Origin of the sequence: Amycolatopsis sp. lyj-346, assembly GCF_046548975.1 — a bacterium.
In the GTDB taxonomy this organism is placed as follows: domain Bacteria; phylum Actinomycetota; class Actinomycetes; order Mycobacteriales; family Pseudonocardiaceae; genus Amycolatopsis.
Map to the genome: position 1 here is coordinate 488,558 of NZ_JAJPWT010000002.1, position 24,662 is coordinate 513,219.

Annotated in this window: 24 protein-coding genes; 10 read left to right on the top strand and 14 right to left on the bottom strand. The window is 73.2% G+C overall.

Annotation, left to right across the window (positions count from 1 at the left end):
* The first annotated feature begins 77 nt into the window (after positions 1-77).
* From ACLJQE_RS08515 to ACLJQE_RS08525, 3 genes are read left to right on the top strand one after another with little or no spacing between them, the layout of a single operon-like run.
* A complete protein-coding gene (locus ACLJQE_RS08515; protein ID WP_410638589.1) occupies positions 78-1,250 on the top strand; it encodes a CaiB/BaiF CoA transferase family protein in 1,173 nt (390 codons plus the stop codon).
* A complete protein-coding gene (locus ACLJQE_RS08520) occupies positions 1,243-2,034 on the top strand; it encodes a citryl-CoA lyase (RefSeq protein ID WP_410638590.1) in 792 nt (263 codons plus the stop codon). The genes ACLJQE_RS08515 and ACLJQE_RS08520 overlap by 8 nt, the downstream gene beginning before the upstream one ends.
* A gap of 11 nt (positions 2,035-2,045) precedes the next feature.
* Entirely contained in the window at positions 2,046-2,906 is an 861-nt protein-coding gene (locus ACLJQE_RS08525; RefSeq protein ID WP_410638591.1) for a dioxygenase, read from the top strand.
* 153 nt (positions 2,907-3,059) lie between these two features.
* Here ACLJQE_RS08525 and ACLJQE_RS08530 read toward each other — a convergent pair whose 3' ends face one another.
* The 3 genes from ACLJQE_RS08530 to ACLJQE_RS08540 all read right to left on the bottom strand — a co-directional run bounded on the left by ACLJQE_RS08530 (position 3,060) and on the right by ACLJQE_RS08540 (position 4,688).
* Positions 3,060-3,227, bottom strand: a complete 168-nt coding sequence (locus ACLJQE_RS08530) for a hypothetical protein (protein ID WP_410638592.1) — start codon at positions 3,225-3,227, stop codon at positions 3,060-3,062.
* Positions 3,228-3,356: 129 nt separating this feature from the next.
* Positions 3,357-4,100 carry a hypothetical protein gene (locus ACLJQE_RS08535; RefSeq protein ID WP_410638593.1) on the bottom strand — a complete coding sequence of 248 codons (744 nt, stop codon included), beginning with the start codon at positions 4,098-4,100 and terminating at the stop codon, positions 3,357-3,359.
* A 54-nt stretch (positions 4,101-4,154) separates the two neighbouring features.
* Complete coding sequence (locus ACLJQE_RS08540) at positions 4,155-4,688, bottom strand: carboxymuconolactone decarboxylase family protein (RefSeq protein WP_410638594.1); 534 nt, start codon at positions 4,686-4,688, stop codon at positions 4,155-4,157.
* Between the two features lie 276 nt (positions 4,689-4,964).
* Between ACLJQE_RS08540 and ACLJQE_RS08545 the strand changes: the two genes are divergently transcribed.
* The 3 genes from ACLJQE_RS08545 to ACLJQE_RS08555 are packed head-to-tail and all read left to right on the top strand — an operon-like array spanning position 4,965 to position 8,897.
* Positions 4,965-7,547 carry an FtsX-like permease family protein gene (locus tag ACLJQE_RS08545; protein ID WP_410638595.1) on the top strand — a complete coding sequence of 861 codons (2,583 nt, stop codon included), beginning with the start codon at positions 4,965-4,967 and terminating at the stop codon, positions 7,545-7,547.
* Positions 7,540-8,232, top strand: a complete 693-nt coding sequence (locus tag ACLJQE_RS08550) for an ABC transporter ATP-binding protein (protein WP_410638596.1) — start codon at positions 7,540-7,542, stop codon at positions 8,230-8,232. The genes ACLJQE_RS08545 and ACLJQE_RS08550 overlap by 8 nt, the downstream gene beginning before the upstream one ends.
* Positions 8,229-8,897 carry an ABC transporter ATP-binding protein gene (locus ACLJQE_RS08555; protein WP_410638597.1) on the top strand — a complete coding sequence of 223 codons (669 nt, stop codon included), beginning with the start codon at positions 8,229-8,231 and terminating at the stop codon, positions 8,895-8,897. Before ACLJQE_RS08550 ends, ACLJQE_RS08555 begins: the two co-directional genes overlap by 4 nt.
* Here the strand turns inward: ACLJQE_RS08555 and ACLJQE_RS08560 are convergent.
* Together ACLJQE_RS08560 and ACLJQE_RS08565 are read right to left on the bottom strand one after the other, a co-directional pair.
* Positions 8,878-10,080 (bottom strand): FAD-dependent monooxygenase, encoded by a 1,203-nt coding sequence (locus ACLJQE_RS08560; RefSeq protein WP_410638598.1) that lies wholly within the window; start codon positions 10,078-10,080, stop codon positions 8,878-8,880. The genes ACLJQE_RS08555 and ACLJQE_RS08560 overlap by 20 nt on opposite strands.
* A 57-nt stretch (positions 10,081-10,137) precedes the next feature.
* On the bottom strand, positions 10,138-10,998 hold the full coding sequence (locus tag ACLJQE_RS08565) for an oxidoreductase (protein WP_410638599.1): 861 nt from the start codon (positions 10,996-10,998) through the stop codon (positions 10,138-10,140).
* A 98-nt stretch (positions 10,999-11,096) separates the two neighbouring features.
* Here ACLJQE_RS08565 and ACLJQE_RS08570 point away from each other — a divergent pair, with 98 nt between their 5' ends.
* A complete protein-coding gene (locus ACLJQE_RS08570; protein ID WP_410638600.1) occupies positions 11,097-11,999 on the top strand; it encodes a LysR family transcriptional regulator in 903 nt (300 codons plus the stop codon).
* A 16-nt stretch (positions 12,000-12,015) separates the two neighbouring features.
* On the opposite strand, the gene ACLJQE_RS08575 is transcribed toward ACLJQE_RS08570, so the two are convergent.
* Positions 12,016-12,645 carry an FMN-dependent NADH-azoreductase gene (locus ACLJQE_RS08575; protein WP_410638601.1) on the bottom strand — a complete coding sequence of 210 codons (630 nt, stop codon included), beginning with the start codon at positions 12,643-12,645 and terminating at the stop codon, positions 12,016-12,018.
* Between the two features lie 62 nt (positions 12,646-12,707).
* Between ACLJQE_RS08575 and ACLJQE_RS08580 the strand changes: the two genes are divergently transcribed.
* Positions 12,708-13,340 (top strand): TetR/AcrR family transcriptional regulator, encoded by a 633-nt coding sequence (locus ACLJQE_RS08580; protein ID WP_410638602.1) that lies wholly within the window; start codon positions 12,708-12,710, stop codon positions 13,338-13,340.
* Positions 13,341-13,383: 43 nt separating this feature from the next.
* A complete protein-coding gene (locus tag ACLJQE_RS08585) occupies positions 13,384-14,463 on the top strand; it encodes a GDSL-type esterase/lipase family protein (RefSeq protein ID WP_410638603.1) in 1,080 nt (359 codons plus the stop codon).
* Positions 14,464-14,846: 383 nt separating this feature from the next.
* Here the strand turns inward: ACLJQE_RS08585 and ACLJQE_RS08590 are convergent, their stop codons facing one another.
* Genes ACLJQE_RS08590 through ACLJQE_RS08605 form a run of 4 tightly spaced genes read right to left on the bottom strand, consistent with a single transcriptional unit; the run spans position 14,847 to position 16,998 of the window.
* On the bottom strand, positions 14,847-15,146 hold the full coding sequence (locus ACLJQE_RS08590; protein ID WP_310972923.1) for a hypothetical protein: 300 nt from the start codon (positions 15,144-15,146) through the stop codon (positions 14,847-14,849).
* Positions 15,133-15,357 (bottom strand): hypothetical protein, encoded by a 225-nt coding sequence (locus ACLJQE_RS08595; protein WP_410638604.1) that lies wholly within the window; start codon positions 15,355-15,357, stop codon positions 15,133-15,135. Before ACLJQE_RS08595 ends, ACLJQE_RS08590 begins: the two co-directional genes overlap by 14 nt.
* A gap of 46 nt (positions 15,358-15,403) precedes the next feature.
* Positions 15,404-15,859: an Lrp/AsnC family transcriptional regulator gene (locus ACLJQE_RS08600; protein WP_043786019.1), complete on the bottom strand. Its 456-nt coding sequence runs from the start codon at positions 15,857-15,859 to the stop codon at positions 15,404-15,406.
* The gene (locus ACLJQE_RS08605; RefSeq protein ID WP_410638605.1) at positions 15,856-16,998 is read right to left on the bottom strand and encodes a M24 family metallopeptidase; all 1,143 of its coding nucleotides are present in this window, start codon (positions 16,996-16,998) and stop codon (positions 15,856-15,858) included. The genes ACLJQE_RS08600 and ACLJQE_RS08605 overlap by 4 nt, the downstream gene beginning before the upstream one ends.
* A 180-nt stretch (positions 16,999-17,178) precedes the next feature.
* Between ACLJQE_RS08605 and ACLJQE_RS08610 the strand changes: the two genes are divergently transcribed.
* Complete coding sequence (locus ACLJQE_RS08610) at positions 17,179-18,123, top strand: 5'-3' exonuclease H3TH domain-containing protein (protein ID WP_410638606.1); 945 nt, start codon at positions 17,179-17,181, stop codon at positions 18,121-18,123.
* 166 nt (positions 18,124-18,289) lie between these two features.
* On the opposite strand, the gene ACLJQE_RS08615 is transcribed toward ACLJQE_RS08610, so the two are convergent.
* The 4 genes from ACLJQE_RS08615 to ACLJQE_RS08630 form a co-directional block, all read right to left on the bottom strand.
* Positions 18,290-19,507 carry a GNAT family N-acetyltransferase gene (locus ACLJQE_RS08615; protein ID WP_410638607.1) on the bottom strand — a complete coding sequence of 406 codons (1,218 nt, stop codon included), beginning with the start codon at positions 19,505-19,507 and terminating at the stop codon, positions 18,290-18,292.
* A gap of 55 nt (positions 19,508-19,562) precedes the next feature.
* Positions 19,563-20,765, bottom strand: coding sequence for a GNAT family N-acetyltransferase (locus ACLJQE_RS08620; protein WP_410638608.1), 1,203 nt, complete (start codon positions 20,763-20,765; stop codon positions 19,563-19,565).
* A gap of 71 nt (positions 20,766-20,836) precedes the next feature.
* Complete coding sequence (locus tag ACLJQE_RS08625; RefSeq protein ID WP_410638609.1) at positions 20,837-21,604, bottom strand: DUF4333 domain-containing protein; 768 nt, start codon at positions 21,602-21,604, stop codon at positions 20,837-20,839.
* A gap of 158 nt (positions 21,605-21,762) precedes the next feature.
* The gene (locus ACLJQE_RS08630) at positions 21,763-24,540 is read right to left on the bottom strand and encodes a DEAD/DEAH box helicase (protein WP_410638610.1); all 2,778 of its coding nucleotides are present in this window, start codon (positions 24,538-24,540) and stop codon (positions 21,763-21,765) included.
* Positions 24,541-24,662 lie beyond the last annotated feature (122 nt).

Consider the following 24,662-nt stretch of genomic DNA (forward strand, 5'->3'; position numbering starts at 1 on the left):
TTGACCGCGGCCCGGCGGTTGTCGCAGACTGACGGACAAGAGTCCGCCTGACGGACAGAAGGCGAGGAGCTGCACTCTTGTATGCCCACACCGCCGAACCACCCGCCGGCCCGCTGTTCGGGCTGCTGGTCGCGGACTTCTCCCGGGTGCTGGCCGGCCCGTACGCCACCATGCTGCTCGCCGACCTGGGCGCCGACGTCGTCAAGGTCGAGGGCCCGCAGGGCGACGAGACGCGCACGTGGATGCCGCCGGTGCGCGGGGACGTCTCGACCTACTACCTCGGCGTCAACCGCGGCAAGCGGTCCATCGCGCTGGACCTGCGCGACGAGGCCGACGCCGTCGTCGCCCGCGAGCTGGCGGCCCGCGCGGACGTGCTGATCGAGAACTTCAAGCCGGGCGGGCTGGCCAAGTACGGCCTGGACTACGAAGCGGTCCACCGGGCCAATCCCGGCAGCGTCTACGCCTCGATCAGCGGGTTCGGGGCCGGCGAAGGCGCGCACGTGCCCGGCTACGACCTGATGGTGCAGGCGATCTCGGGTCTGATGAGCCTGACCGGCGATCCGGACGGCCCGCCGTACCGGGCCGGGATCTCGGTGTTCGACGTCATGGCGGGCAACCACGCGGTGATCGGCATCCTGGCCGCGCTGCGCCACCGCGACGCGACCGGCGAGGGCCAGCACGTCGAGGTGAACCTGCTGTCCTCGGCGCTGACCGGGCTGGTCAACCACAGTTCGGCCTTCGCCGCCGGTGGCGTGGTGCCGTACCGGATGGGCAACGCCCACCCCAGCGTCTTCCCCTACGAACCACTGCCGACGGCCGATGCCGACCTGATCGTGGCCGCGGCCAACGACGGGCAGTTCCGCCGGCTGTGCGAGGTCCTCGACCTGCCCGACGTTCCGGCCGACCCGCGGTTCGCCCGGAACGCCGATCGCACGAAGCACCGCGAAGAGCTCCGGCCGATCCTGGTCGAACGGCTGGCGAAACGCGGCGCGGCCGACTGGTTCGACGCGCTGACCGCGGTCGGCGTCCCCTGTGGACCGATCAACACCATCGACGGCGGGTTCGCGATGGCCGAGCGCTTCGGGCTGGACCCGATCGTCGAAGTCGGCGACGGCGACCGCGCGGTCCCGACGACCCGCCACCCCATCCGGTTTTCCGCGACCCCGGCCGGCTACCGGCTGCCGCCGCCGGAGCTCGACGAACACGGCGCCGAGCTGCGGGCGTGGCTGACGGAGGCCGCCGATGGCTGAGCCGGTCTACGAAACCGCCCTCGGCGCGTCCACAAAGGACAAAATCACGCTGCTCGGCCGGGACCTCGCCGAAGACGTGATGGGCACGGTCGGGTTCGGCGAGCTCGCCTTCTGGCTGGCGACGCAACGGCGTCCGTCCGCGGGGGAAACCCGGGTCTTCGAGGCGGTGCTGGCCGCGCTGGCCGACCACGGCTTCACCCCGACCGCGATCGTCACCCGGCTGACCTGGCTGTCCGCTCCGGACTCGGTCCAGGGCGCGCTGGCCGCCGGCCTGCTGGGCGGCGGGTCGCGCTTCCTCGGCGTCACCGAGGACTGCGGCCGGTTCCTGCACGACGTCCTCACCGGCGTCGAGCTGCCCACCGACGAACCCGGCTGGGACGCGCTCGCGCTCGAAACCGTCGAAAAGCGCCGTGCGGAGCGGAAGTTCGTCCCCGGCCTGGGACACCACGTGCACAAGGACGGCGACCCACGCACCCCGCGGCTGTTCGAGATCGCCGGCGAAGAGGGCCTGCGCGGCCCCCACCTGGAGCTGTTCGCCGCGATCGGCCGGGTGCACCCGCGGGTGCTGGGAAAGACGCTGCCGCTCAACGGGGCCGGCGTCTGCGGCGCCGCGCTCGCCGATCTCGGGCTGCCGCTGGAGCTGCTGCGCGGGTTCGCGCTGCTGGCCCGGACCGCCGGGCTGATCGGCCAGCTCGCCGAGGAGCTGCGCCACCCCGTCGCCAACGACGTCTTCTTGTCGGTCGACCTGAACAACCGGTCGGTCCCGCCGGATCCGCACGCGTGAGAGGAACGCCGATGCAGCTGGTCACCGAGGACAACATCACCGAGCTCGCCGCGCAGCGCTGGGCGAGCGCGCACGATCCGCGGACGGCCGAGGTGCTGGCCGCGCTCGTGCGCCACCTGCACGCCTTCGCCCGCGAAGTGCGGCTGAGCGAGCCCGAGTGGATGGCCGCGATGCGGTGGCTGACCGAGGCCGGGCGGATCAGCGACGAGAAGCGGGAGGAGTTCATCCTCGCCTCCGACGTGCTGGGCCTGAGCATGCTGGTGGTGCAGATGAACCACACCTTCGACGCGAAAGCCACCCCGGCCACCGTGCTCGGCCCCTTCCACATCGAGGGTTCGCCGGAGAAGGAGTTCGGCGGCGACATGTCCGACGGCCTGCCCGGCACGCCGCTCTACCTCACCGGCACGGTCCGCGGCCTGGACGGCTTCCCCGTCGTCGGCGCGGTGCTCGACGTCTGGCAGGCCGACGAGGAAGGCGCGTACGAGTCGCAGCTCCCGGACATCGACGAGGCCCGGCTGCGCGCGAAGTACACCAGCCGCGCCGACGGGACCTACTGCGTGCGGACCATCGCGCCGAAGGGGTACTCGATCCCGATGGACGGCCCGGTCGGCGAGCTCATCCGCGGCACGGACATCAGTCACTTCCGGCCGGCCCACGTGCACTTCCTGATCAACGCCGCCGGGTACGAGCCGCTGATCACGCACCTGTTCCAGGAGGGCGCGCAGTACCTGGACAGCGACGTGGTGTTCGGCACGAAGCAGGAGCTGGTGGTCGCCTTCGAGCCGCGTGATCCCGGACCGACGCCGGACGGCGGCACATCGGCGCAGCCCTGGCTCGAAGCCCGGTACGACTTCATCCTCCAGCCGGTGTGACCACCGGTGCGCCGGGCGTGCGCCAACGCCCCAAGGTGGCCTTGGTTGCGTTGAACGCACCGAAGGCCACCTTGGGTGCGTTCAACGCACCGAAGGCCACATTGGGGTGCTGGTGCCCTGAGGCGTGTTCCCTGCTCTACCGTGAGTCGGCGGTCACTGGCCTCCAGGGCCGGGTTTCGGCACGTCGCCGATGTAGGGGCCGCCTCCGACCCCGCCGACCGGCGACGGGTCGCTCGGGGGACCGCTCGCCGCGGACGCCACGGGGGCGAGCAGGGCGAGCGCGGCCGCGGTGAGCAGAGCGGCAGCTGCAGTACGGTTCATCGTTGGGCTCCTTCGCGTTCCCCCGTATTGTGCGGGATCCGGCTTCCGAACCGCTTCCGCGCCCGGAAAGCTCCCGCCGATGGGCTGTTCGGTCCGGTTTCGGGGGTGCGCCGTTCAACGCGCGGTGCCTCACGACGGAGGCGCGGGGTTCCCGCAGAGTGCGGTGGGGAACTTCGGTTCGGCGGCCAGGATTTCACCGCAGCCGCCGCCCTTCGCCGAGGCGAAGTCGCTCCAACCGGTGCCCGTCCAGCGGTACGCGACCCGGCGCGCGGGTTCGCCGCCGTGCCGCTGCAGGTCGTGGATCAGCCAGTTCTGGTCGCACGCCCGCATGGTGCCGGGGTGCTCGGCCTCGGCGCCGAACTCCAGCGGCGCGATCCGCACCGGGCTGCAGTGGTCGGCGGGCGGGAAGCAGCCGACGATCCGGTCGCACCTCTGCCAGCCGCCGGCCACCAGTCCCCAGCTGTCGCCGAGGTTGACGTACACCGGCCGTTCCCCGATCGGCGCGGCCGTCTTCACCGGGAAGCCGGCCGGGGAAACCCCGCAGTTCGCGCCGCTCGGCATCCGGTACCGGACCTCGGCTTCGATCCGGTGGCCGGTCTCTTCGACCTGGGCCACCGGTGCTTCGGCGCAGGTGGGCAGGTTGACGTGCAGCACCGCGGTGTGGTCGTCCGGACCCGCCCGGACCTCGGTGACATACGCGCTCAGCGCCGCGGGCGGCGGCGCCGGAGTGGTGGTCGCCGAGGTGACCGGCGTGGTTTCGGGCGCGGCGGTGCTCTTGTACGGGATGTCCAGGGCCAGCAACAGCCAGAACGCGAGCAAGCCCGCGGCGAGCACCCCGGCCGTCCACAGCGCGGGCTTGATGAATCTCGGCATCGACGGTCCCCCCACCGTGTTCCGGCGGGAGCCTACCGAGGCCGGCGACCCGCCCTAGCGGCCGTAGCCCTCCGCGGCCAGCACCTTGCCCATCTGGTCGTAGGCCGCCGGGTCGTCCGGGGCCACCGTGGCGAGGCCGTCGACGTAGCGGTTGTACATGCAGAACGCCGCGGCGATCAGGACCGTGTCGTGCAGTTCGACGTCGGTCGCGCCTTCCGCGCGGGCCGCCGCGATCAGCTCGGGGGTCACGGCACGGCCGGTTTCGCGGACCGCGAGCGCGATCCGCAGCAGGGCCTTGAGCTTCTCCCCCACCGGTGCGTCGTCGACCCCGGCGCACGCCGCGTCGACCACCGCACGGCCACCGTCGAGGGTCTCGGCCGCCGCGGCGGCGTGGCTGCCGTGGCAGAAGCGGCACTCGTTGCCGTTCGACACCACCGCCGCGATCAGTTCCCGCTCACCGACCGTCAGGCTGCTCGGGCCGCGCAGCAGGGTCTGCGCCAGCTGGTTGAGCGGGACGGCGGTTTCGGGCCGGAACGCCATCAGCGACCGGATCCCCGGCAGCTGCGGGTCGAGCGGGATGTGCGGCATCGGTCCTCCTTGCGGGGCGGAAGATCTTCCTCGCGCAGTCTTTCGGCCCGCGGCCGTCCGGCCAACCTCCGTGTTGCCCAACCGGCCGCCGCCGAACGTCCCAGTCCGTTTCCTTGCCCCCACGGCGTTCGCGGCCGACGCCCATGATCGAGTACTCCGCTCGGCGCGTACCCACACGGTGAGCAACGATCGCGACAAAAACGTTCCAAGGCCGGGAGGTGGCCGGTAGCGTCCTGGTCCATGCGGGTGACGTGGGGGAAGAATGGACAACGCAGAGTGACCAAGCCGTGGCGAGCGGCCCCGAAGGCCGCCCTCTCCAGCCCGCTGACACTGATCGTGGCGGCCGTGACCTCGCTGCTGGCCTGTTTCCTCGGCACGGCCGCCGTGCTGCAGGCATCCGCGGCCGGCGGCGCGACGGTGCAGTACCAGACGGGCATCACCTGCCCGGACAGCTACGGCCCGATGTTCGGCAAGGGCAACATGCCGGTGCGGGACATCCCCGCGGTGACCGGCGCGATCCAGCGCCACGCCGCCGCCCACGGGTTCGGCACCCCGGTCGTCGGCCAGTTCACCAACGCCCTCCCCGGCACCGAATTCAACGGCGACCCGCACTACAAGGTCCGCCTCGGCTACCGCGACCAGGCCGGCCTGGACAACCTGACGCTGCAGCAGGGCACCCGCGCGCCGGGGCTGTGGCTGGGCAACGTGGTGGCCGACGCCGAACACATCGGCGTCGGCACGAAGCCGAGCCTGCAGGGCACCCCGCTGCCGCCCGTCACCGGCATCTACCGCGACCTGCTCGACCCGCCGCCCCGGTGGTGGTGTTCCCAGCAGTCCGGGGCCGTCGTCGACCGGCTGGCCAACGACCCGATCGACTCCATCGTCTTCGCCACCGACCGCAAGACCTTCGACGACGCGATCAAGGCGATCGGCCTGCCGACGATGCAGTACTTCCACGTCTCCTTCTACGAACCCGCGCCGACGACGCTGAGCGCGGCGGAAGACCTGCTGCAGCGCTCCCGGGACCTGGTCGCCGACGTCCGCGCCGACCTCACCGCGCAGGGCCTCGGCTCGCTGATCGCCGCCGACGTCCCGACGTTCCAGCGTTCGGTGCAGATCGCCCGCCAGGCCCAGGACAACGTGTTCGTTTCGATCCTGCCGCTCGCGCTGATCAGCGTCCTGGTCGGCTGCGCCGGTCTCGGCTCCGTCGCCCTGCAGTGGTACCAGCGGCGGCACGCGCAGCTTCGGCTGCTTTCGGCCCGCGGCAGCGGCCCCGCGGCACTCGGCGGGCTCGCCGTCGCGGAACTGGGCCTGCCGATCCTGCTCGGCGGAGCGGCGGGCGCGGTCGCGGCACGGCTGCTGCTCCGCCTGTACGGCCCGCCCGGTACCCCGGACCCGGCGGCCGAACTGCGCGCCGCCGGCGTCGCGGCCGCGACCCTCGCGGTGTCCCTGACGCTGCTGGCCCTGGTCGTCGCGGTCCGGGTGCACCGGGAGTTCGAGCTGGGCCGGATGCGCAGCGGTGGCCGCCGGGTGCGCCTGCTGGCGTACTTCCCGTGGGAGCTGGCGACGGCGGGCATGGCGTGGCTGGGCTGGACCCGCCTGGCGCAGTACGGCACGGCGTCGCGGCTGGGCAATCCGCTGCCGCAGGTGGACCCGCTCGCCCTGACCTACCCGGTGTTCGTGGTGCTGACCGTCGGGCTGCTGACCGCGCGGCTGGCGTGGCTGGCACTGCACGCTTCGCACCGGGCCCGGTTCTGGTCGCGCCCAGCTTTGCAACTGGCGATCCGGCGGCTGGCGGGCGCCCGTGCCCCGGTGACCGGGGTGCTCGTCATCGGCACCCTCGCCATCGGCACGCTGGCCACCGGGATCGGCATCGCCCGCGGCCAGGAGGAGGCACTGGCGACCAAGTCGGCGATCTTCGTCGGCAGCAACGCCCGCCTCGACACCGACAGCCCGATCGGCATGGGCGAGGTGGCGATGCCCGCTTCGCTGGCGGGCACCAGCACGGTGGTCGGCGAGCTGACCGGGACCGGCAGCGTGGTGCTGGTCGTCGACCCGGCGACGTTCACCCGCGGCGCCGCGGTGGACCGCGTGCCCGGCGACGACCTGGCCGGGCTGCTCGAGAAGATTTCGCGACCGGACCCGCGTGGCACGCCGGTGATCCGGGTCGGGCACACGGCCAAGCAGGACGCCAAGCTGCCGGACGGCCTGCCCGACGCGGTCGTCGCCGGCGACCTGCCGGTGTTCCCGTTGATCGGCACCTCGCCCGGTTACGTCGTCTCGCGCACGGTGCTCAGCCACGCGCAGCTCGACGGCATTCCGAAGTGGAGTGTGCTGACGACGGCGCCGATGGCGGAGGCGACCACGGCGTTGCGCGCGGCGGGGGTGTTCATCCCGAACCGGGTCAGCCGCGAGTCCGCTTTGGACGGTCTGCCGTTCTTCGTGGTGGCGTGGACGTTCTCGTTCGTGGCGCTGCTCGGCGCGGTGCTGGGGGTGGTGGCGATCCTGGCGCTGCTGGTGGCGGTCGAGGTCCGGCGGCGGCAGAACGCCCTGGCCGGGGCGCTGGTGCTGCGGATGGGCATGCGGCCGCGGACGCTGCTGGCCAGTCACCTGATGGAGCTGGGGGCGCTGAGCGGGCTGGCGATCGTCGTCGGGGTGACGTGCGGGGTTTCGGTGGCGGGCCTGTCGGTGCCCCGGTTCGACCCGGCGACGTTCCTCGCGCCGCGATCGGAGCTGCCGGATCCGCTGCCGTTCGTGCTGACTGTCGTCCTGATCGGCGTGGTGGTCGTCGCGCTGGCCGGCTGGATCGCGGTGCGCTCGGTGCGCACCGCCCGGACCGCGGAGCTGATCCGTGCCTGAGAAACCGATCTTCTCCCTGCGTGGCATCGGCGTCGACTACCAGACGCCCGCCGGGGTCGTCACCGGTGTCGACGACGTCAGCCTCGACGTGCCCGCACGCGGGATGACCGTGCTCGCCGGGCCGTCCGGGTCGGGGAAGTCGACGCTGCTGCGGGTGCTGGGGCTGTTCGAGCAGCCCGCCCGCGGCACGCTGACGTTCCAGGGCGCCGACGTCCGCAAGCTCAAGCACCGCGAGCGGCGGGCGCTGCGGCGCCACCACCTGGGGCTGGTGTTCCAGAACCCGGCCGACAACCTGCTGGGCTCCCTGACCGTGGCCGAGAACCTGCACGCCGCGGCCGAGGCCGCCGGGACCGAGTGCAGTGCGGACGACATCCTCGGGCAGCTGGGCCTGCACGGCACCGGCGGCTGGAAGATCACCGCGCTCTCGGGCGGGCAGCAGCAGCGGCTGGCGTTCGGGTGCGTGCTGGCCGCGCGCTCGACGGTGATCCTCGCCGACGAGCCGACGTCGCAGCTGGACGAGGCGTCGGCCGACCTGGTGCTGGACACCCTGCAGTACCTGGTGGACCAGGACTTCGCGGTCCTGGTCGCCTCGCACGACGAACGCCTGATCGACCTCGGCGCGCGGGTGGCCCGGCTGCACAAGGGCGCGCTCGAGGGCATCGAAGAACGGGAGCTGCCGGCATGACACTCGTGGAAGCGGTGGGACTGCGCCGCAGCTTCGCCCACCCCAGCGGCGACATCGAGGTGCTGCGCGGGCTGGAACTGCGCGTGGGCGCCGGCGAGCTCGTGACGGTGTCGGGCCGGTCCGGCTCGGGCAAGAGCGCGTTGCTGGCGCTGCTGTGCGGGTTCGACTCCCCCGACTCCGGCTGCGTGCTGCTCGACGGCGTCCCGATCAGCGGCGCGCCGCCGTGGCACACCTGCGCGGTGCTGCCGCAGGCGCTGGGCCTGGCCAACGAGCTGACGATCGCCGAGAACGTCGCGCTGCCGCTGCGGTTGCGCTCGGACGTCCCGCGGCCCTCGCCGTCGGCGATCGACGAACGGGTCACCGGCCTGCTGGACGAGCTGGGCATCGGCGAGCTCGGCGACCGCTACCCGCTGGAGGTGTCGTTCGGGCAGCAGCAGCGGGTAGCGCTGGCCCGCGCGGTCGCCGGGCGGCCGCGCGTCCTGCTCACCGACGAGCCGACCGCGCACCTGGACGCCGGGTCCACCCCGCGGGTGCTGCGGCTGCTGCGCCGCTGCGCGGAGGAGGGCGCCGCGGTGATCGTGGCGACCCACGACGAGGAGGTCCACCGCATCGCCGACCGCCGCGTCCGCCTGCTCGACGGGGTGCTCACCGCGCTGCTGGACTGACCGCGGCTCCCGCATCCGGCACTCCCGCGTAGCCGGGCAGCTCGGCGCCGTTGAGCGCGCGTTCGATCAGCGCGGTGAGCGCCTCGGGCTCGGCTTCCGGTTCCGCGGCGGCCGCGTCGCGGCTTCGGACGTGCAGCCGGCCGATCTCCTGGTTGGCCTCGACGAAGGAGCGCATCCGCTTCTCGTAGCCGTCGAACCCGGCTTCGGGGTCCCAGCCGGCGGCGGCGAGTTCGCCGGCCAGCAGGTAGGCGCCGACCAGGGCCAGCCCCGTGCCGCCACCGGACATCGGCGACGAGCAGAACGCCGCGTCGCCGATCAGCCCCACCCGGCCGTGTGACCAGCGGTCCAGCACCACCTGGGCGACCTGGTCGAGGTAGAAGTCCGGGGTGTCGTCCAGGTGCGCGAGGATCCGCGGCGTCCACCAGCCCAGGCCGGCCATCCGCTCGCGCAGCAGCCGTTTCTGCGCCTCGACGTCGCGGTGGTCGACGTCGAACCCGGCCGCGGGGAAGGAGAGCATCGCCATCGCCCGGGTGGCGTCCTTGAGGGGCCGCAGCCCGGCGGAGCGCCCGGACGCCGGGTCCTGGTGGTCGATCATCCAGCGGTCGATCCCGAACTCGTCGGGCACGCTGTAGAAGGCCAGTACGAGCCCGAGGTGGCGGACGAACCGCTCGCGCGGCCCGAAGACCATCGCGCGCAGCGCCGAGTGCAGCCCGTCCGCCCCGATCACCAGGTCGAAGCGGCGCCGTCCGCCGCTCGCGAAGGTCACGTCGACCCCGTCCGCGTCCTGGGTGAGCTCGGCGATCCGATCGCCGAAGAGGTACTCGACACGAGCGCGGGTGTCTTCGTAGAGCACCCGGGACAGGTCGCCGCGCAGGATCTCGATGTCCGCGATGTACCCGTCGCCGCCGTGGTCGTCGGCGCGGTAGGTCTCCAGCACGTTCCCGTCGGCGTCCACGGTGTGCGCGCCGGCGGTCTCGGTGCGGGCCGCGCGCACCGCGGCGTCCAGCCCCATCCGCCGGACGACCTCCTTGGCCACCCCGCGCGCGTCCACCGCCTGCCCGCCGGAACGCAGCCCGGGAGCGCGCTCGACCACGGTCACCTCGGCGCCCCGGCGGCGCAGCCAATGGGCCAGCGCGGGTCCCGCGATGCTCGCCCCGGCCACCAGCACCCTGCTCCCGCTCACCGCGGTCCCCCCATCGCCGTCCGGATGACGACCGGAGTGTAGGGCGAGCCACGTGGGCTACGGCACGGACGGCCGGGCCTCGTCGAACGCGGTGGCCCGGCTGACCTCCTCCCAGGCGGCCAGGTCCGCCGCGACGGCCTCGTGGTGGGCGCGGATCGCGTCGACGGCGTCCGCGCCCAGTGCGAGGCGCAGCGGGGCGTCGTCGCGGCCCACCGCACGGACGATCGCGGCGGCCGCCTTGGCCGGGTCGCCGGGTTGGGTGCCGTCCATGGTTTCGACCGCTTCGCGCGTTCCGGCGGTCGAGACCGCGTAGGCGTCGATCGTGCGGGACCGGTGCAGGCGGCCGCCGCCGAACTCGGTGCGGAACGCGCCCGGCTCGACGATCAGCACCCGCACCCCGAACGGCGCGACCTCCGCGGCCAGTGCCTCCGAGATGCCTTCCAGGGCGAACTTCGCCGCGCAGTAGGCGCCGTAGCCGGGCGGGGACAACTGCCCGCCCATCGAGCTGATCTGCACGACCGTGCCGCTGCCCTGTGCGCGCAGGTGCGGCAGCACCGCCTTGGTGACCGCGACCGCGCCGAAGAACATGACCTCCATCAGCGCACGCAGTTCGTCCATGGTGAGTTCTTCGACCGCGCCGACCGAACCGCGGCCGGCGTTGTTGACCACGACGTCGATCCGGCCGAACGCCTCGAGCGCGGCTTTCACCGCCGTGTCGATCTGCCCGGCGTCGGTGACGTCCAGTGCCGCGGTCCGGAGCCGGTCGCCGCCGCGCTCCTGCAGCTCCGTCAGGGTTTCCGGCCGGCGGGCGGTGGCCAGCACGCGGTCGCCGGCGGCCAGCGCGGCCAGCGCGATCTCCCGGCCGAAGCCGGCGGAGCAGCCGGTGATCAGCCAGACGCGGCCGTCGGTGTTCGTCATTTTCCGTGTCCTCCCAGTGCTTTGCTGCCTTTCATCCTGGAGACGAACCGGGCCGGGCCGCCAACACCGATGTCCTGTCACGGCTACAGTCGGAGCCTGTGACCCCCGAGTTGCGGCAGCTCCGCTACTTCGTCGCCGTCGCCGAGGCGACCAGCTTCACCCGCGCCGCCGCCGGGCTGCACCTCGCGCAGCAGTCGCTGTCCCAGCAGATCACCGTGCTGGAACGGGCCCTCGGCGTGCGGCTGTTCGACCGCGACGCCCGTGGCACGCGGCTCACCGCCGCCGGGCGGCTGTTCCTGCCCGAGGCGCGCGCGGTGCTGGCCCGTGCCGAAGAAGCCGTCGCGACGCTCGGCCGGGTGGTGCGCGGGGAAGTCGGCGACGTCCGGCTCGTCTTCCTCGCCACCACGGCGAACCACCTGCTGCCGCCGGTGGTCCGCGCGGTGCGGGAGCGGTACCCCGGGCTGGCGGTGACGACGGCCGAGGCATCGATCGCCGAGCTCGTCGAGGGTCTGCGCGAGGGCCGGTTCGACCTGGCGTTCACCCGGCCGCCGCTGGTCGGCGACCTGGTGTCCCGGACGCTGCTGACCGAAGAGGTGTGCGCGGTGCTGCCCGCCGGGCACCCGCTGGCCGGGCGGGCCTCGCTGAAGCTGGCCGACCTGGCGGCCGAACCGTGGGTGCTCACCCCGCGCGACAGCTGGGAACCGTGGCACCGCAGCTACGACGACGACTTCGCCGCCGCCGGCTTCACCCCGCGGGTGGTGCAGCGGGCCGCGACCGTGCAGGGCCTGCTCGGGCTGGTCGCGGCGGGCGTCGGCGTCACCCGGCTGACCCGCTCGTCGCACAGCCTGCGCCGCACCGGCGTGGCGTTCGTGCCGCTGGACGGCGACGTCGCCCGCACGGAACTGGTGTGGCTGCCCGGCAACGACAACCCGGCGGTCCGGGCGATCACCGAGGTCGCGGCCGGCCTGGCGGCGGCGACGGACCTGACCCAGGCGGGCTGACCGCTTCCGTTCGCGTTCAGAACGTCTTGGCGGCGTCGCGGGCGGCTTCGTGGGCGATCCGGCCGAGTTCGGCGGCGTCGCCGGTGAGGGTGGGGTGGAACCGGATCTCGGTGACGTCGTCGATGCCGGTCCAGTTGAGCCAGCCGGTGAAGAACGGCGCCTGGAAGTCCGCACCGAACTCCGGCCCGAGCCCGGGGGCCCACACGGCGCTGGTGTAGACGACCGCGGCGCGCTTGCCGCGGCCTTCGAGCAGGTGCCGGTAGCCGGTGACGGGGTCGACGCCGAAGACCCAGCCGGGCTGGGACACCACGTCCACGAACTGCTTGAGCACGTAGGGCACGCCGGAGTTCCACATCGGCACGCTGAACAGGATCCGGTCGGCGGCGTCGAACCGGGCGAACGCCGCCCCCGCGGCCGCCCAGGCCTCGGCTTCCGCGCCGTGCGGGGTGCCGCCGCCGAAGACGGTCATCTTGGCGCCGGCCGCGGCGGGGCCGAACGCGGGCAGCGAGCCGTCCCAGAGGTCCCATTCGTCGATGTCGGCGTCCGGGTGGAGGCTGCGGTAGGTGTCCAGGAAAGTGGCTGCCAGACGCAGCGACTCGGACGTTTCGCCTCGTGGGGACGCGGAAATGTGCAGCAGATCGGGCATTTGGAGGCTCCTCGAAGGAGGGCCGGCTTTCGCCGGACAGAGAATCGGACTAGAGTCCGTTTATGTCCTCGAACCGTAGTGGACCGCAGTCCGCTTCGTCAACGCCCGCCGGGCTGCCGGTCCTCGGCGCGCCCGTCCGCGAGCGGGCGGACGCCGCCCGCAACCGGGTCCGCGTCCTGGAAGCCGCCGAGAAGCTGTTCGCCGAACGCGGTGTCGACGCGGTGACCATGGACGACGTCGCGGGCGCCGCCGGCGTCGGCAAGGGCACGCTGTACCGCCGCTTCGGCGACAAGGGCGGCCTCGCCATGGCCCTGCTCGACCAGCGCGAACGCGAACTGCAGGAGCGGATCCTCACCGGCCCGCCACCCCTGGGCCCCGGCGCGGACCCCGCGGACCGCCTCGGCGCGTTCATCGAGGCCTACCTCGGGCTCCTGGACCGGCAGCTCGACCTCGTCCTGCTTTCCGAAACCGCCACGACCGGCGCCCGGTTCCGCACCGGCGCGCACACCCTGTGGCGGCAGCACTGCCGTCACCTGCTCGATGCGGGCGGCGCGGACGGCGCCGAGATCGCCGCGGACGTCCTGCTCGCGGCCCTGTCGGCCGAGCAGGTCCGGCACTGGCTCCGGGACCGGGAGATCGGCACGGTGACGCTGGCGCAGTCCCTCGTCCGGCTGGTGCGGAGCTGGTTGCCGTGACGCACCGTGTCCGCCGATCGGCCGGTCCGTAGAATCGGCGGCGATGCGACGTTTTCGGTGGTACTGGGGAGCCCTCGTCCTCGCGTGCGTGGCCCTGCTGGCCGGGTTCTTCGTCTTCTTCGGCTCCGAAAGCCGGCCCGGGCAACCGCAGCCGCGGCAGGGCCCACCGGGCACCGGCCCGCTCACCGTCGTCGCGATGGGCGACAGCACCGTCTCCGGCGAAGGCGCCGGCCAGTACACCGCCACCACCAACGGCCAGGGCGGCAACTGGTGCCACCGCTCCCCCAACGCCTTCGTCGAGAAGATCGCCGCGCCGGGCATCACCGCCCGCGTCAACCTCGGCTGCTCCGGCGCGCCCGCCGAGCAGGTCGCGCTCGGCGACGTCAAGCAGTGGACCGAAGGCTCGCAGGCGCAGCAGCTGGCCGCGCTGGTCGAGGACCACCGGGTCGCCGCGGTGGTGATCGCGGTCGGCGCGAACGACGAGCCGAAGTTCTCCAACCAGGTCAACGAATGCTTCAAGGCGTGGTTCGACGCCGGCGGCCCGCCGTGCAGCACCGCGCTGAAGCAGACCTGGCAGTCCAAAGTGGACGCGATGGTGCCGAAGGTCGCGAAGGCGGTCTCGGACGTCAAAACCGTGCTGGCGCAGGCGGGGTACGTGCCGGCCGACTACCAGCTGATCCTGCAGTCCTACGCGGCCCCGATCGGCCCGGACCTGCCGGAGGACCTGCGCAGCCTCAACGGCTGCCCGTTCCGCACCGAGGACCTGCGCTGGATCGCCCAGACCGGCATCGGCGTGCTGTCCTCCGGCCTGAAAGCGGCCGCCCAGCAGACCGGGGCGCGGTTCCTCGACCTGGCCAAGGCGGGCGTCAAGCACGAAGCCTGCAGCGGCGGCGCCAACCCCGCGACGGAGTGGTTCACCCGGCTGACGCTCCAGCTGGCCGACCTCGGCCGGGCCGAGCGCGCCGGGCACGCCCTCCAGGAATCCTTCCACCCCAACGCCGCCGGCCACGCGGCGATCGCCACCTGCCTGACGGAGTTCATCGCGGCCAAGGACGGCAACGCCTCCTGCCTGGCCGGCGCGGACGGCAAGCTCCACGCGATCCCGGAGGTCGTGGCCCGCTGACCCCGGACGGCCGGCTCACCAACCGACCCTCCGAGTACGCGGGCCGACCCGCCGAGTACGCGGGCCGACCCGCCGAGTACGCGAACCGACTTCCCGGGTACGCGGGCCGGGCGGGTACGGGTTTGTCAGTGCCCTTTGCGGACCGAGGTGGTGTCCACGCCGGCGGGGGTGCCGTCGACGCGGGTCGGCTGGAGCGGGGCAGCGGGGTGGCCCTGGTCGTCCACGAGGACCGAGTGGGGTTCACCGGGCTGGCGCTGCCGCTCGCGGCCGCGCCGTGGCGGCTGAACGCGGCGCTGATCGGCCTGTCCGGCAGGTGTCGTGGCCGGTCGTCGCCGGCTGGGCGGGGTCCGGTGTTCTCGCCCTGTGCGCACTGGCGGCCGGCCTCAGAGGTCGAGGGCGGCTCGCAACGCGATGTCGATGCGCTCCTGGACGTCCTGGTCGATCTCGGCGATCCGCTCGTCGAACCACGGGCGGTAGAGCCGGGTCAGGTTGAGCGTGGACACCCAGTAGCGGGCGTCGATCGCGACGCCGAGGATGTCCATCGGGTCGCGGTCGAGCAGTTCGGTGCCGAGCAGCCAGGGCCGCTCGGATTCGTTCACCCCGTCCGAGGACAGCAGCACCACCGTGCGCTGCCGGGCCGGATCGGTCGGGGGGTGGTACGTCCAGACTTCACCCCTGCGCACGCAGATCCTTTTCCGCCGCGCTGCGCTCGGCCTCGTCCGAATCCGCGACGGCCGGTTCCGGCCTCTGCGGGGTGTAACCCGTGCGCACCGCCTCGCGCCTGGCCGCCTTCGACAACCAGGACGAGACCGAGATTCCGTGGGCTTTCGCGGCTCGTTCGGCGAATTCCAGCGCGCCGCTGTCCAGCGAAAGAGTGACCTTACGTGTTGCCATACCTTTTACCGTACCAGCGCCCCGGCCGCCGGACGGAGCGCTGGTCTCAGAACGTCGGCGAACGTCCCTCGAACGGCGTAGAGAGCACCACCGTCGTGCGGGTCGACACCTTCGCGGCCTCCCGGATCCGGCGCAGCAGATCCTCCAGCGCCAGCGGCGACTGGACGCGCACCAGCAGGATGTAGGACTCGTCGCCGGCCACCGAGTAGCACGACTCGATCTCCTTGATGTGCTGGATCCGCTGCGGGTAGTCGTCCGGTGCCGCCGGGTCGTTCGGCGTCAGCGAGATCAGCGCCGTCAGCGGCAGGCCGATCTGCTCGCCGTCGAGCCGGGCGGTGTAGCCGAGGATGACCCCGCGCTGCTCGAGGCGGCGCACCCGCTGGTGCACCGCGGACACCGACAGCCCGACGCGCTCGGCGAGGTCGGTGAAGCTGCGCCGCCCGTCGGCCGCGAGCTCCTGGACGATCGACTGGTCCAGCGGTTCCAGGCCGCCGGTCGTCATGCGTCCAGCACGACGAGCTCGTGCGGCTGGTTGTTGACGGACTCGACGCCGTCGCCGGTGACGATCACGATGTCTTCGATCCGGGCACCCCACCGGCCCGGCTGGTAGATGCCCGGCTCGACGCTGAAGGCCATGCCCGGCTCCAGCGGCAGCGCGTTGCCCGCGACGATGTACGGCTCCTCGTGCACGTCCAGGCCGATGCCGTGCCCGGTGCGGTGGATGAAGTACTCGCCGAAACCCGCCGCCGCGATGACGTCCCGCGCGGCCGCGTCCACCTGCTCGGCGGTGACGCCAGGCTTGACCGCGGCCACCGCGGCGGCCTGGGCGCGCTGCAGCACCGCGTAGGTTTCGGCCACGTCGGCGTCCCGCGGCTCGCCGACGGCGTAGGTGCGGGTGGAGTCGGAGTTGTAGCCGGCCGGCAGCGGGCCGCCGATGTCGACGACCACGACGTCACCCTTTTCGATGACGCGCTCGGAGACGTCGTGGTGCGGGCTGGCGCCGTTCGGGCCGGAGCCGACGATCACGAAGTCCGCCTGGACGTGGCCCTCCTCGACGATGGCCGCGGCGATGTCGGCGCCGACCTCGGCCTCGGTGCGGCCCGGCCGCAGCCACTCGTGGACGCGGGCGTGCACCCGGTCGATCGCCGCGCCGGCTTCGCGCAGCGACGCGATCTCCGCGGCGTCCTTGCGCATCCGCAGCTCCCGCACGACCGGCCCGGCCAGGGTCTGCTCGGCCTCACCGAGCGCCGCCCGCAGCGCGAGGACGTGCAGGGCCGGGGTGAAGTCGCTGACCGCGACCCGCCCCGGCTTGCCGAGCCGGTCCGCGACCAGCTTGTACGGGTCGTCGCCGTCGACCCAGGTGAGCAGCTCGACCCCGAGCTCGTCGGTGGGGACGTCGGCGTACCCGGGCGCCTCCAGCTTCGGCACGACCAGCGCGGGGGTGCCGTCGGCCGGGACGACGAGGGTGGTGAGCCGCTCGAACGAGCCGCCGGCCTGACCGAGCAGGTACCGCAGGTCGGAGCCGGGCGCGATCAGCAGGGCATCGGTGCTCGCGGCGGCCGCGGCGGCACGGGCACGGTCCAGCCGGGCCCGCAGGGCGGCGGCGTCGGGAGCGGGCGTGTGAAGGGAACGGCGCGACATGGAGGCGAGCCTAGTGGGGCGGCCGGGACGGCGGACGCGCCCGGGCCCGCGACATGCCGGGCCGGGTGACGCAACCCGCCGGGTGTGTCGAGGCCGGGGCGGCCGCACTCCCGACCTCCTGCCGTGCCGAGTCGCGTGGCTTGCCCCTCGCCCGGGCCGCGGACGTGGCAGGCTGGGCGGGTGACCGGACCCCTTGCCCTGCTCGACTCCGCGAGCCTGTACTTCCGTTCCTTCTTCGCCCTGCCCGACTCGATGCGCGCCGCGGACGGGACGCAGGTCAACGCCGTGCGCGGGTTCGCCGACACGATCACGCGGATCCTCACCGACCGGCGCCCGGCGCGGCTCGTCTGCTGCCTGGACGCCGACTGGCGGCCGAAGTTCCGCACCGACCTGCTGCCCAGTTACAAGGCGCACCGGGTGGCCGAGGAGACCGGCACCGGCCCGGACGTCGAAGAGGTGCCCGACACGCTCACCCCGCAGGTGCCGATCATCCTCGACCTGCTCGAAGCGTTCGGGTTCGCCACCGCCGAAGCCGCGGGCTACGAGGCCGACGACGTCATCGGCGCGCTGGCGACCCGTGAGAAGGCCGACCCGGTCGAGGTCATCACCGGCGACCGGGACCTCTTCCAGCTCGTGCGCACCGAACCCACGCCCACGTCGGTCATCTACGTCGGCAAGGGCTGGGCCAAGGCCGAGGTGCTCGGACCGGCCGAGATCGCCGAGCGCTACAGCCTGCCCCGCGAGAACGCCGGGCCCGCCTACGCGGACATGTCCGCCCTGCGCGGCGACCCGTCCGACGGGCTCCCCGGGGTCGCGGGCATCGGCGAGAAGACCGCCGCGAAGCTGATCACGCAGTTCGGGTCGCTCGAAGCACTGGTGGCCGCGGGCGCGGCCGGGGACTCCGCGGTCCCGCTCAAGACGCGGCTGCGGCTGCAGGAAGCGGCGGACTACCTCGCCGTCGCCCCGACCGTGGTCCGGGTCGCGGTCGACGCGCCGGTGGAGCAGTCCCGCCCCGACATCGTGCCCGCGACGCCCGCCGACCCGGAGCGGGTCGCCGAGCTGGCCGAGCGCTGGAACCTCGGCAACTCGGTCGAACGGCTGCTCAAGGCCCTGCCCGGCGCCTAGTGCCGCGCCTGCCGGAACAGGGTCGCCGCCGACGGGGTGCGCCCCAATGTGGCCTTCGGTGCGTTCAACGCACCCAATGTGGCCTTCGGTGCGTTGAACGCAACCAAGGCCACCTTGGGGCGCTTGGGTGACGGACCGCTGTCAAACGAACCTCGGACGCGCGACCCTAGAAGGGCGTGCCGCACCACGGCGGCGCCGTCGTGGTGAACAGCTCGTCGGCCCGCCCGAGCGCGGCCGGGTCACGGACGTCGATGCGGCCGGCCTCGGCCAGCGTCGTCGCGGTCCAGTGCCCGAGGTAGAGCATGCCGAGGGTGTCGACGTCGAAGGCCAGGTCCGCCGCCTCTTCGGTGCGCCGGACGCCGTCCGGGCCGACCTCGTAGTGCCCGGTGTTGGCCGGCACCAGCCGGTCGGTCACCGCGAGCACCACCGGGGCGGCCGCGCGGTAGGTGCGGGCGGCGAGCGCGGCCGCGACGTCGACCGGCCGCAGCCAGAGGTCGTCCTCGACGGCGAGGGTGGCCGCGTGCCGGTGGTCGGTCAGCAGCAGGGCCAGCGGCTCGTCGACCGGGCGGTGCCGGGCCCGCACCTCGGAGACCAGGTCCACCGACAGCAGGTACCGCCAGAGCGCGGCCCGCGCCTCCGGGCCGGCGGCGTGCAGGTCGTGGACGTCCAGCGCGGCACCGCGGTCGGGTGCTTCGAAGGACCGGCGGTCGATCGTCGCGTACACGGCGAAACCGTCGTCCCCATCCGGTCCACTGTGGACGGCGACGAGGTGGGCGCCGCCCGGGCCTGCCTGCCGGTCGTGCGAGATCGGCCACCACTGCCCCGGCCGCCCGATCATGCCCGGCCGGTGCAGCCCGATCCGCCGGTACAGCCGGGGAATCTCCGTCACCGCCTCCTCCGGCGTGAGCAGCCGGACGTCGCCGCCGGCCGCCACGCGCTCGTGCAACCGGGCCGCCGGCCGCTCCACCCGCAGGGTCTTGCCGAGCGCGGCCGAGCCGTAGCCGAACCGCCCGTAGATGGTCGGCTCGCTGGCGTGCAGGACGGCCAGCGGCACCCCCCGCGCGGCGAAGTCCGCCAGCTGCGCGGCCATCATCGCGCTGAGCACCCCGCGGCGGGTCCGGTCGGCGCGGACGCCGACGCCCTCCACCGCGGCGACCGGCAGGGTCCGCCCGCCGGGGACGGCGATCTCGGTGTCGTAGGAGCTGACGATCCCGACCGGGGCCCCGTCGTCGAACGCGGCGAACTTGCGCGCGGCGGGCCAGGACGGCCCGATCCGGGCCCAGACGTCGTCGGTGACGGGCTGGACGTGCAACGCGCGGCGCAGCAGGTCGAAGGTGCTGCGCCGCTCGTCTTCGGTGATCGGGCGGACGTCGAAGGCGGTCATCCTCCCGATCTTGCCGCGGGACACCCCACCCGGCACGCGGTTTTCCCGCACCCGCTCAGAAGGGACTGCCGCTCCAGGCCGCCAGGCGGGTGCCGAACAGCACGTCCGCGGCCGCCGGGGCGGCCGGGTCACGGACCTCGATCCGCCCCGCCGCCGCCAGCGCCGAGGGCCGCCAGGTGCCGAGGTAGGCCATGGCCAGGGTGGTGACGTCCATGCGGAGCCCGGCCGGCCGGTCCGTGCGCGCGGCGCCGTCCGTGGTCACGAGGTAGGCACCGCTGTTGCCGGGCAGCAGCGGGTCGGTCACCTCCACGACCACCGGCTCGGCGGGTCCGTACGACCGGCCCGCCAACGCGGCCGGGACGTCGACGAGCCGGATCCAGTGCTCGTCCCCGATCCGGTCGACGTTCCCGCACCGGTGGTCGGCCAGCAGCAGCTCGATCGGATCGTCGAGCGGCCGCGACTCCGCGACGATCCGGTCCACCAGGTCGAGGCCGAGCAGGAACCGCCACAACCCCGCGTACGCCGTGGCCGAGCCGGCGAACAGGTCCGCCACCTCGACGGTCTTCGTCCACGGATGGGCCAGTGGGCCCGCGACGTGGTAGGTCGCGAACCCGTCCGGCCCGCCGGGCCCGTGGTGCACGACCGCCTTCACCGGCGGAGTGTGCCGACGCAGCTGCGTCTCGTAGAGCCGCCACAGCACCTCCGGCCGGGTCATCATCCCCGGCCGGTGCTCGAGGCGGTCGTACACACCGGGACAGACTTCGAGCGCCCGGTCGAGGTCCAGCAGCTCCAGCTCCCCACCGACGGCTGCGTCCGGACGCAGCCGCGCCCGGTGCCGGTCGATGCTGTAGCCGCGCGACCGCGTGGCCAGGCCGTAGCCGAACCGGCCGTAGATGCCGGCTTCGGACGCGAGCAGGTTCGCGAACACCACCCCGCGCGCGGCGAAGTCCTCCAGCTGCGTCGTCATCAGCGCGCGCAGCACCCCACGGCGCGTGCGGTCGGCGCGCACCCCCACCGAGGTGACCCCCACCATCGGCAGCCGCGCCCCACCGGGCACCGTCAGCTCCGCGTCGAAGGACCGCGCGGTCCCGACGAGCTCCGGATCGAACGCCCCGATCGTGCCGCCGGGCTGGTAGTACCGCGCCGCGTACACCCATTCGGCGTCGTCGGCCGACGGGAAGTGCACGGTCTCCCGGAACAGGTTGCTCGCCGCCCGGTGCTCCCCGGTGTCCAGCGTCCGGATTTCGAAGTCGCTCATACCCGGATCATCTCCGGAAACGACGAAGCCCGGCCACCGGAAAACCCGGCAGCCGGGCCCCGGGCCCCGCGCTACTTGGCGACGGGCGGGGAAACCTCGTAGTTGCCGCCGTCACCCTTCACCGTGATCGGCACCTGCTGCGGCTTCCCGGCGATCGTGGCGGTGCACTCGAACTTCGCCCCGTCCTCCACCTTCTGCTCGGCCGGGCAGGTGACGCCGGTGACGCCGTCGATCTTGTAGGTCTCGGTCAGCAGCTTCTGCACGTCGGTCTGCATCTGGGTGTTGTTGAAGACCTGCGTCTTGAAGAACCCGGGCGCGACGAACCCCAGCACCAGCACCACGGCGACGGCCACGATCGCCGCGACCACGCCGATCAGCAGGCCCTTCTTCGACTTCGCCGGCTTCTCCCCCTCCGGAGCCGCCGAGCCGGGGAACTGCTGGCCGTAGTCGTACTGGCCACCCGGCTGCTGCCCGTACTGCGGCTGGGCCTGGGGCCCGCTCGGCGGGTACGCCCCGCCGGGCTGCTGCCCGTACTGCGGCTGGGCCTGCGGCCCGCTCGGCGGGTACCCACCCCCCGGCTGCTGGCCGTAGGGCGGCGGCTGCTGGCCCCACTGAGGCTGCTGCGGCGCGGCGTACCCGCCCGGCTGCTGCCCCCACTGCTGCGGTTGCTGGGGCTGCTGCGGCTGACCCCATTGCTGCTGCTGGTTCGGGTCGTAAGGAGGCTGCTGCGGCTGTCCCCACTGCGGCTGCTCCTGCGAGCCGCTCGGCGGGTACGCGCCGCCCGGCTGCTGCCCGTACTGGGGCTGCTGTGGGTCGTTGCCGCCATAAGGCGTGCTCATCGTCTGCCTCCGCCTGCTTCACTCATCTCGCTGTCCACCCCGAACCACCGGCAAGCCGCGCACACACGGTGTCGAGGCGATCCAACCACAGGTGGGAGCCGAGCACACGTGTCCACGCTCACCGGCTTCCCGCCCGCCGAGCTGGGCTAACACCGAGTTCACGCCGCGCCGGCGGCCACGACCCCGCGGCGAAGCGCCTTCACCGCGTCGGCCGCCGCCGCACCCACCGGATCGGCCTTGCCCAGCACGTCCCGGATCTGGTCGAGCAGGTCGATCACCTGACGCGACCAGCGCACGAAGTCACCGGCCGACAGCTCCTGGCCGTTGGCCTCCGCCGCGGTCAGCACCTTCTCCAGGGATTCACCACGGGCCCAGCGGTAAACCGGCCAGGCGAACCCGGCGTCGGGCTCCCGGGTCCGGTCGAGCCGGTGCCGCCGCTCGTCCTCGGTCAGCTCCACCCACAGCCGGGCCGTCTCCTGCCACGCCTCGGGCACCGCCCCGCCCGGCAGCCGCGGCTCCCCGGCGGTGTCCCGGCGCGCCTCGAACACCAGCGTCGACACGACCGCGGCCAGCTCGGCCGGGTTGAGCTTGCGCCACACGCCGTGCCGGATGCACTCGGCGGCCAGCAGGTCCGACTCGCTGTAGAGCCGCGTCAGCCGCCGTCCGTGCTCGGTGACGCGATCCTCGCCGTCCCCCGCCGACTCCGGCCCGAGATAGCCGCGCTCACCCAGGAGCGCCAGGATCCGGTCGAACGCCCGCGCCAGCGAGTGGGTCGTCGCGGCGACCTTCCGCTCCAGCTGCTGCGTTTCCGCCGCGAGTCGCTGGTACCGCTCCACCCAGCGCAGATTGGCCTCACGCTCGGCCAGCCCGTGACACGGATGCGCGCGCAACGCCCGCTGCAGCGCCGCCAGCTCACCGTCCTCGTTCGCCCCCGACCGCCGCTTCTGCCTGCCCGGCAACGAAATCCCGGCGTTGCGCAGCGTCGCGGCGATGTCCCGGCGCGTCCGCGGCGACCGCAGCTCGATGTGCTTGGGCAGCTTGATCCGCCCCAGCGCCTCGACCGGCGACGGGAAGTCCGCCACCGACAACGGACCCGACCACCGGTCCTCGGTCACCACCACCGGACGGGGCTCCCGGATCGGGTCCAGCCCCGGATCGACCACCACGGCCAGGCCCGCCCGCCGCCCCGCGGGCACCGCGATGACGTCACCCTTGCGCAGCTTCTCCAGCGATTCGGCGGTCCCGGCCCGCCGCGCGGCCGTGTTCTGCCGCGACAACGCCTTCTCCCGCGTCGAAATCTTCGCCCGCAGCTCGACGTACTCGAGCATCTCGTCGAAGCCGCCGGTGACCGCGGCCGTGTAGCCCTTCAGCGCCTCCTTGTTCCGCTCGATCCGGCGCGCGGTACCCACCACCGACCGGTCGGCCTGGAACTGCGCGAACGACTGCTCCAGCAGCTCACGCGCCTCGGCCGCGCCGACCTGCGCCACCAGGTTGACCGCCATGTTGTAGCCCGGCCGGAACGACGACCGCAGCGGGTAGGTCCGCGTCGAAGCCAGCCCGGCGACCTGCTTCGGGTCCACCCCCGGCTGCCACGCGACGACGGCGTGCCCCTCCACGTCGATGCCCCGCCGCCCGGCCCGGCCCGTCAGCTGCGTGTACTCCCCCGGCGTCAGCTCGACGTGCGCCTCGCCGTTGTACTTCACCAGCCGCTCGAGAACCACCGTGCGGGCCGGCATGTTGATCCCCAGCGCCAGGGTCTCCGTGGCGAACACGACCTTCACCAGCCCACGGACGAACAGCTCCTCGACGGTCTCCTTGAACGCCGGCAGCAACCCCGCGTGGTGCCCGGCGATCCCGCGCTCCAGCGCCTCCCGCCACTCCCAGTAACCCAGCACGCCCAGATCGCCCTCGGGCAGCTCCGCCGTGCGCTCCTCGATGACCCGCCGGATCTCCTCGACCTCACCCGGCCCGTTCAGCCGCAACCCCGACCGGACGCACTGCGCCACGGCGGCATCGCAGCCCGCGCGCGAGAAGATGAACACGATCGCCGGCAGCAACCCGGCCCGGTCCAGCTGCTCGACGACGTCGACCCGCGACGGCGGCCGGAACCGCGGCATCCGCGGCGGCGCACCCCGCCGGTTCCGCGGCCCGCGGAACCCCGCCGGCGCGTACTGGCGGCCGATCTCCTCGGTCCGCCGCAACAGGGTCGGGTTGATCCGCAGTTCCGCACCCGGCGCGTGCACGTCGTCCCCGGCGAACAGGTCCAGCAGCCGGTTCCCCACCAGCATGTGCTGCCAGAGCGGCACCGGCCGGTGCTCGTCGACGACGACCGTCGTGTCGCCACGGACCTCCACCAGCCACTCGCCGAACTCCTCGGCGTTGCTGACCGTCGCCGACAGCCCGACCACGCGGACGTGCTCGGGCAGGTGCAGGATCACCTCTTCCCACACCGCGCCGCGGAACCGGTCGGCGAGGTAGTGGACCTCGTCCATCACCACGTAACCGAGGTCGATGATCGTCGACGAGCCGGCGTAGAGCATGTTGCGCAGCACCTCGGTGGTCATCACGACCACCTGCGCGTTGCCGTTGATCGAGGTGTCCCCGGTCAGCAGGCCGACGGCGTCGGTGCCGTAGCGGGCCACGAGGTCGGCGTACTTCTGGTTCGACAGCGCCTTGATGGGCGTCGTGTAGAAGCACTTGCGGCCTTCGGCGAGCGCCAGGTGCACGGCGAACTCGCCGACCACGGTCTTGCCCGCCCCGGTCGGGGCGCAGACCAGCACGCCGTGGCCGTCTTCCAGTGCCTCGCACCCGCGGATCTGGAACTGGTCGAACTCGAAGGACGCCTCCGCGGCGAAGCGCGTCAGCTGGGGGTACTTCCCGCGGCGCGCGGAGGCCGCATAGGCCTCGGCCGGGGACGAAGAAGGGCTACTGGCCACCTCGTCAGGGTTTCACATCCCCCGGGCAGTCCGCACGCCGCGTGACCGACGGGCGTGGCGTGCGGGGCGTTATACAGCGGGATCGGGGCGGGAACCGGATCACGGACGGGCGCGTCGGAGCG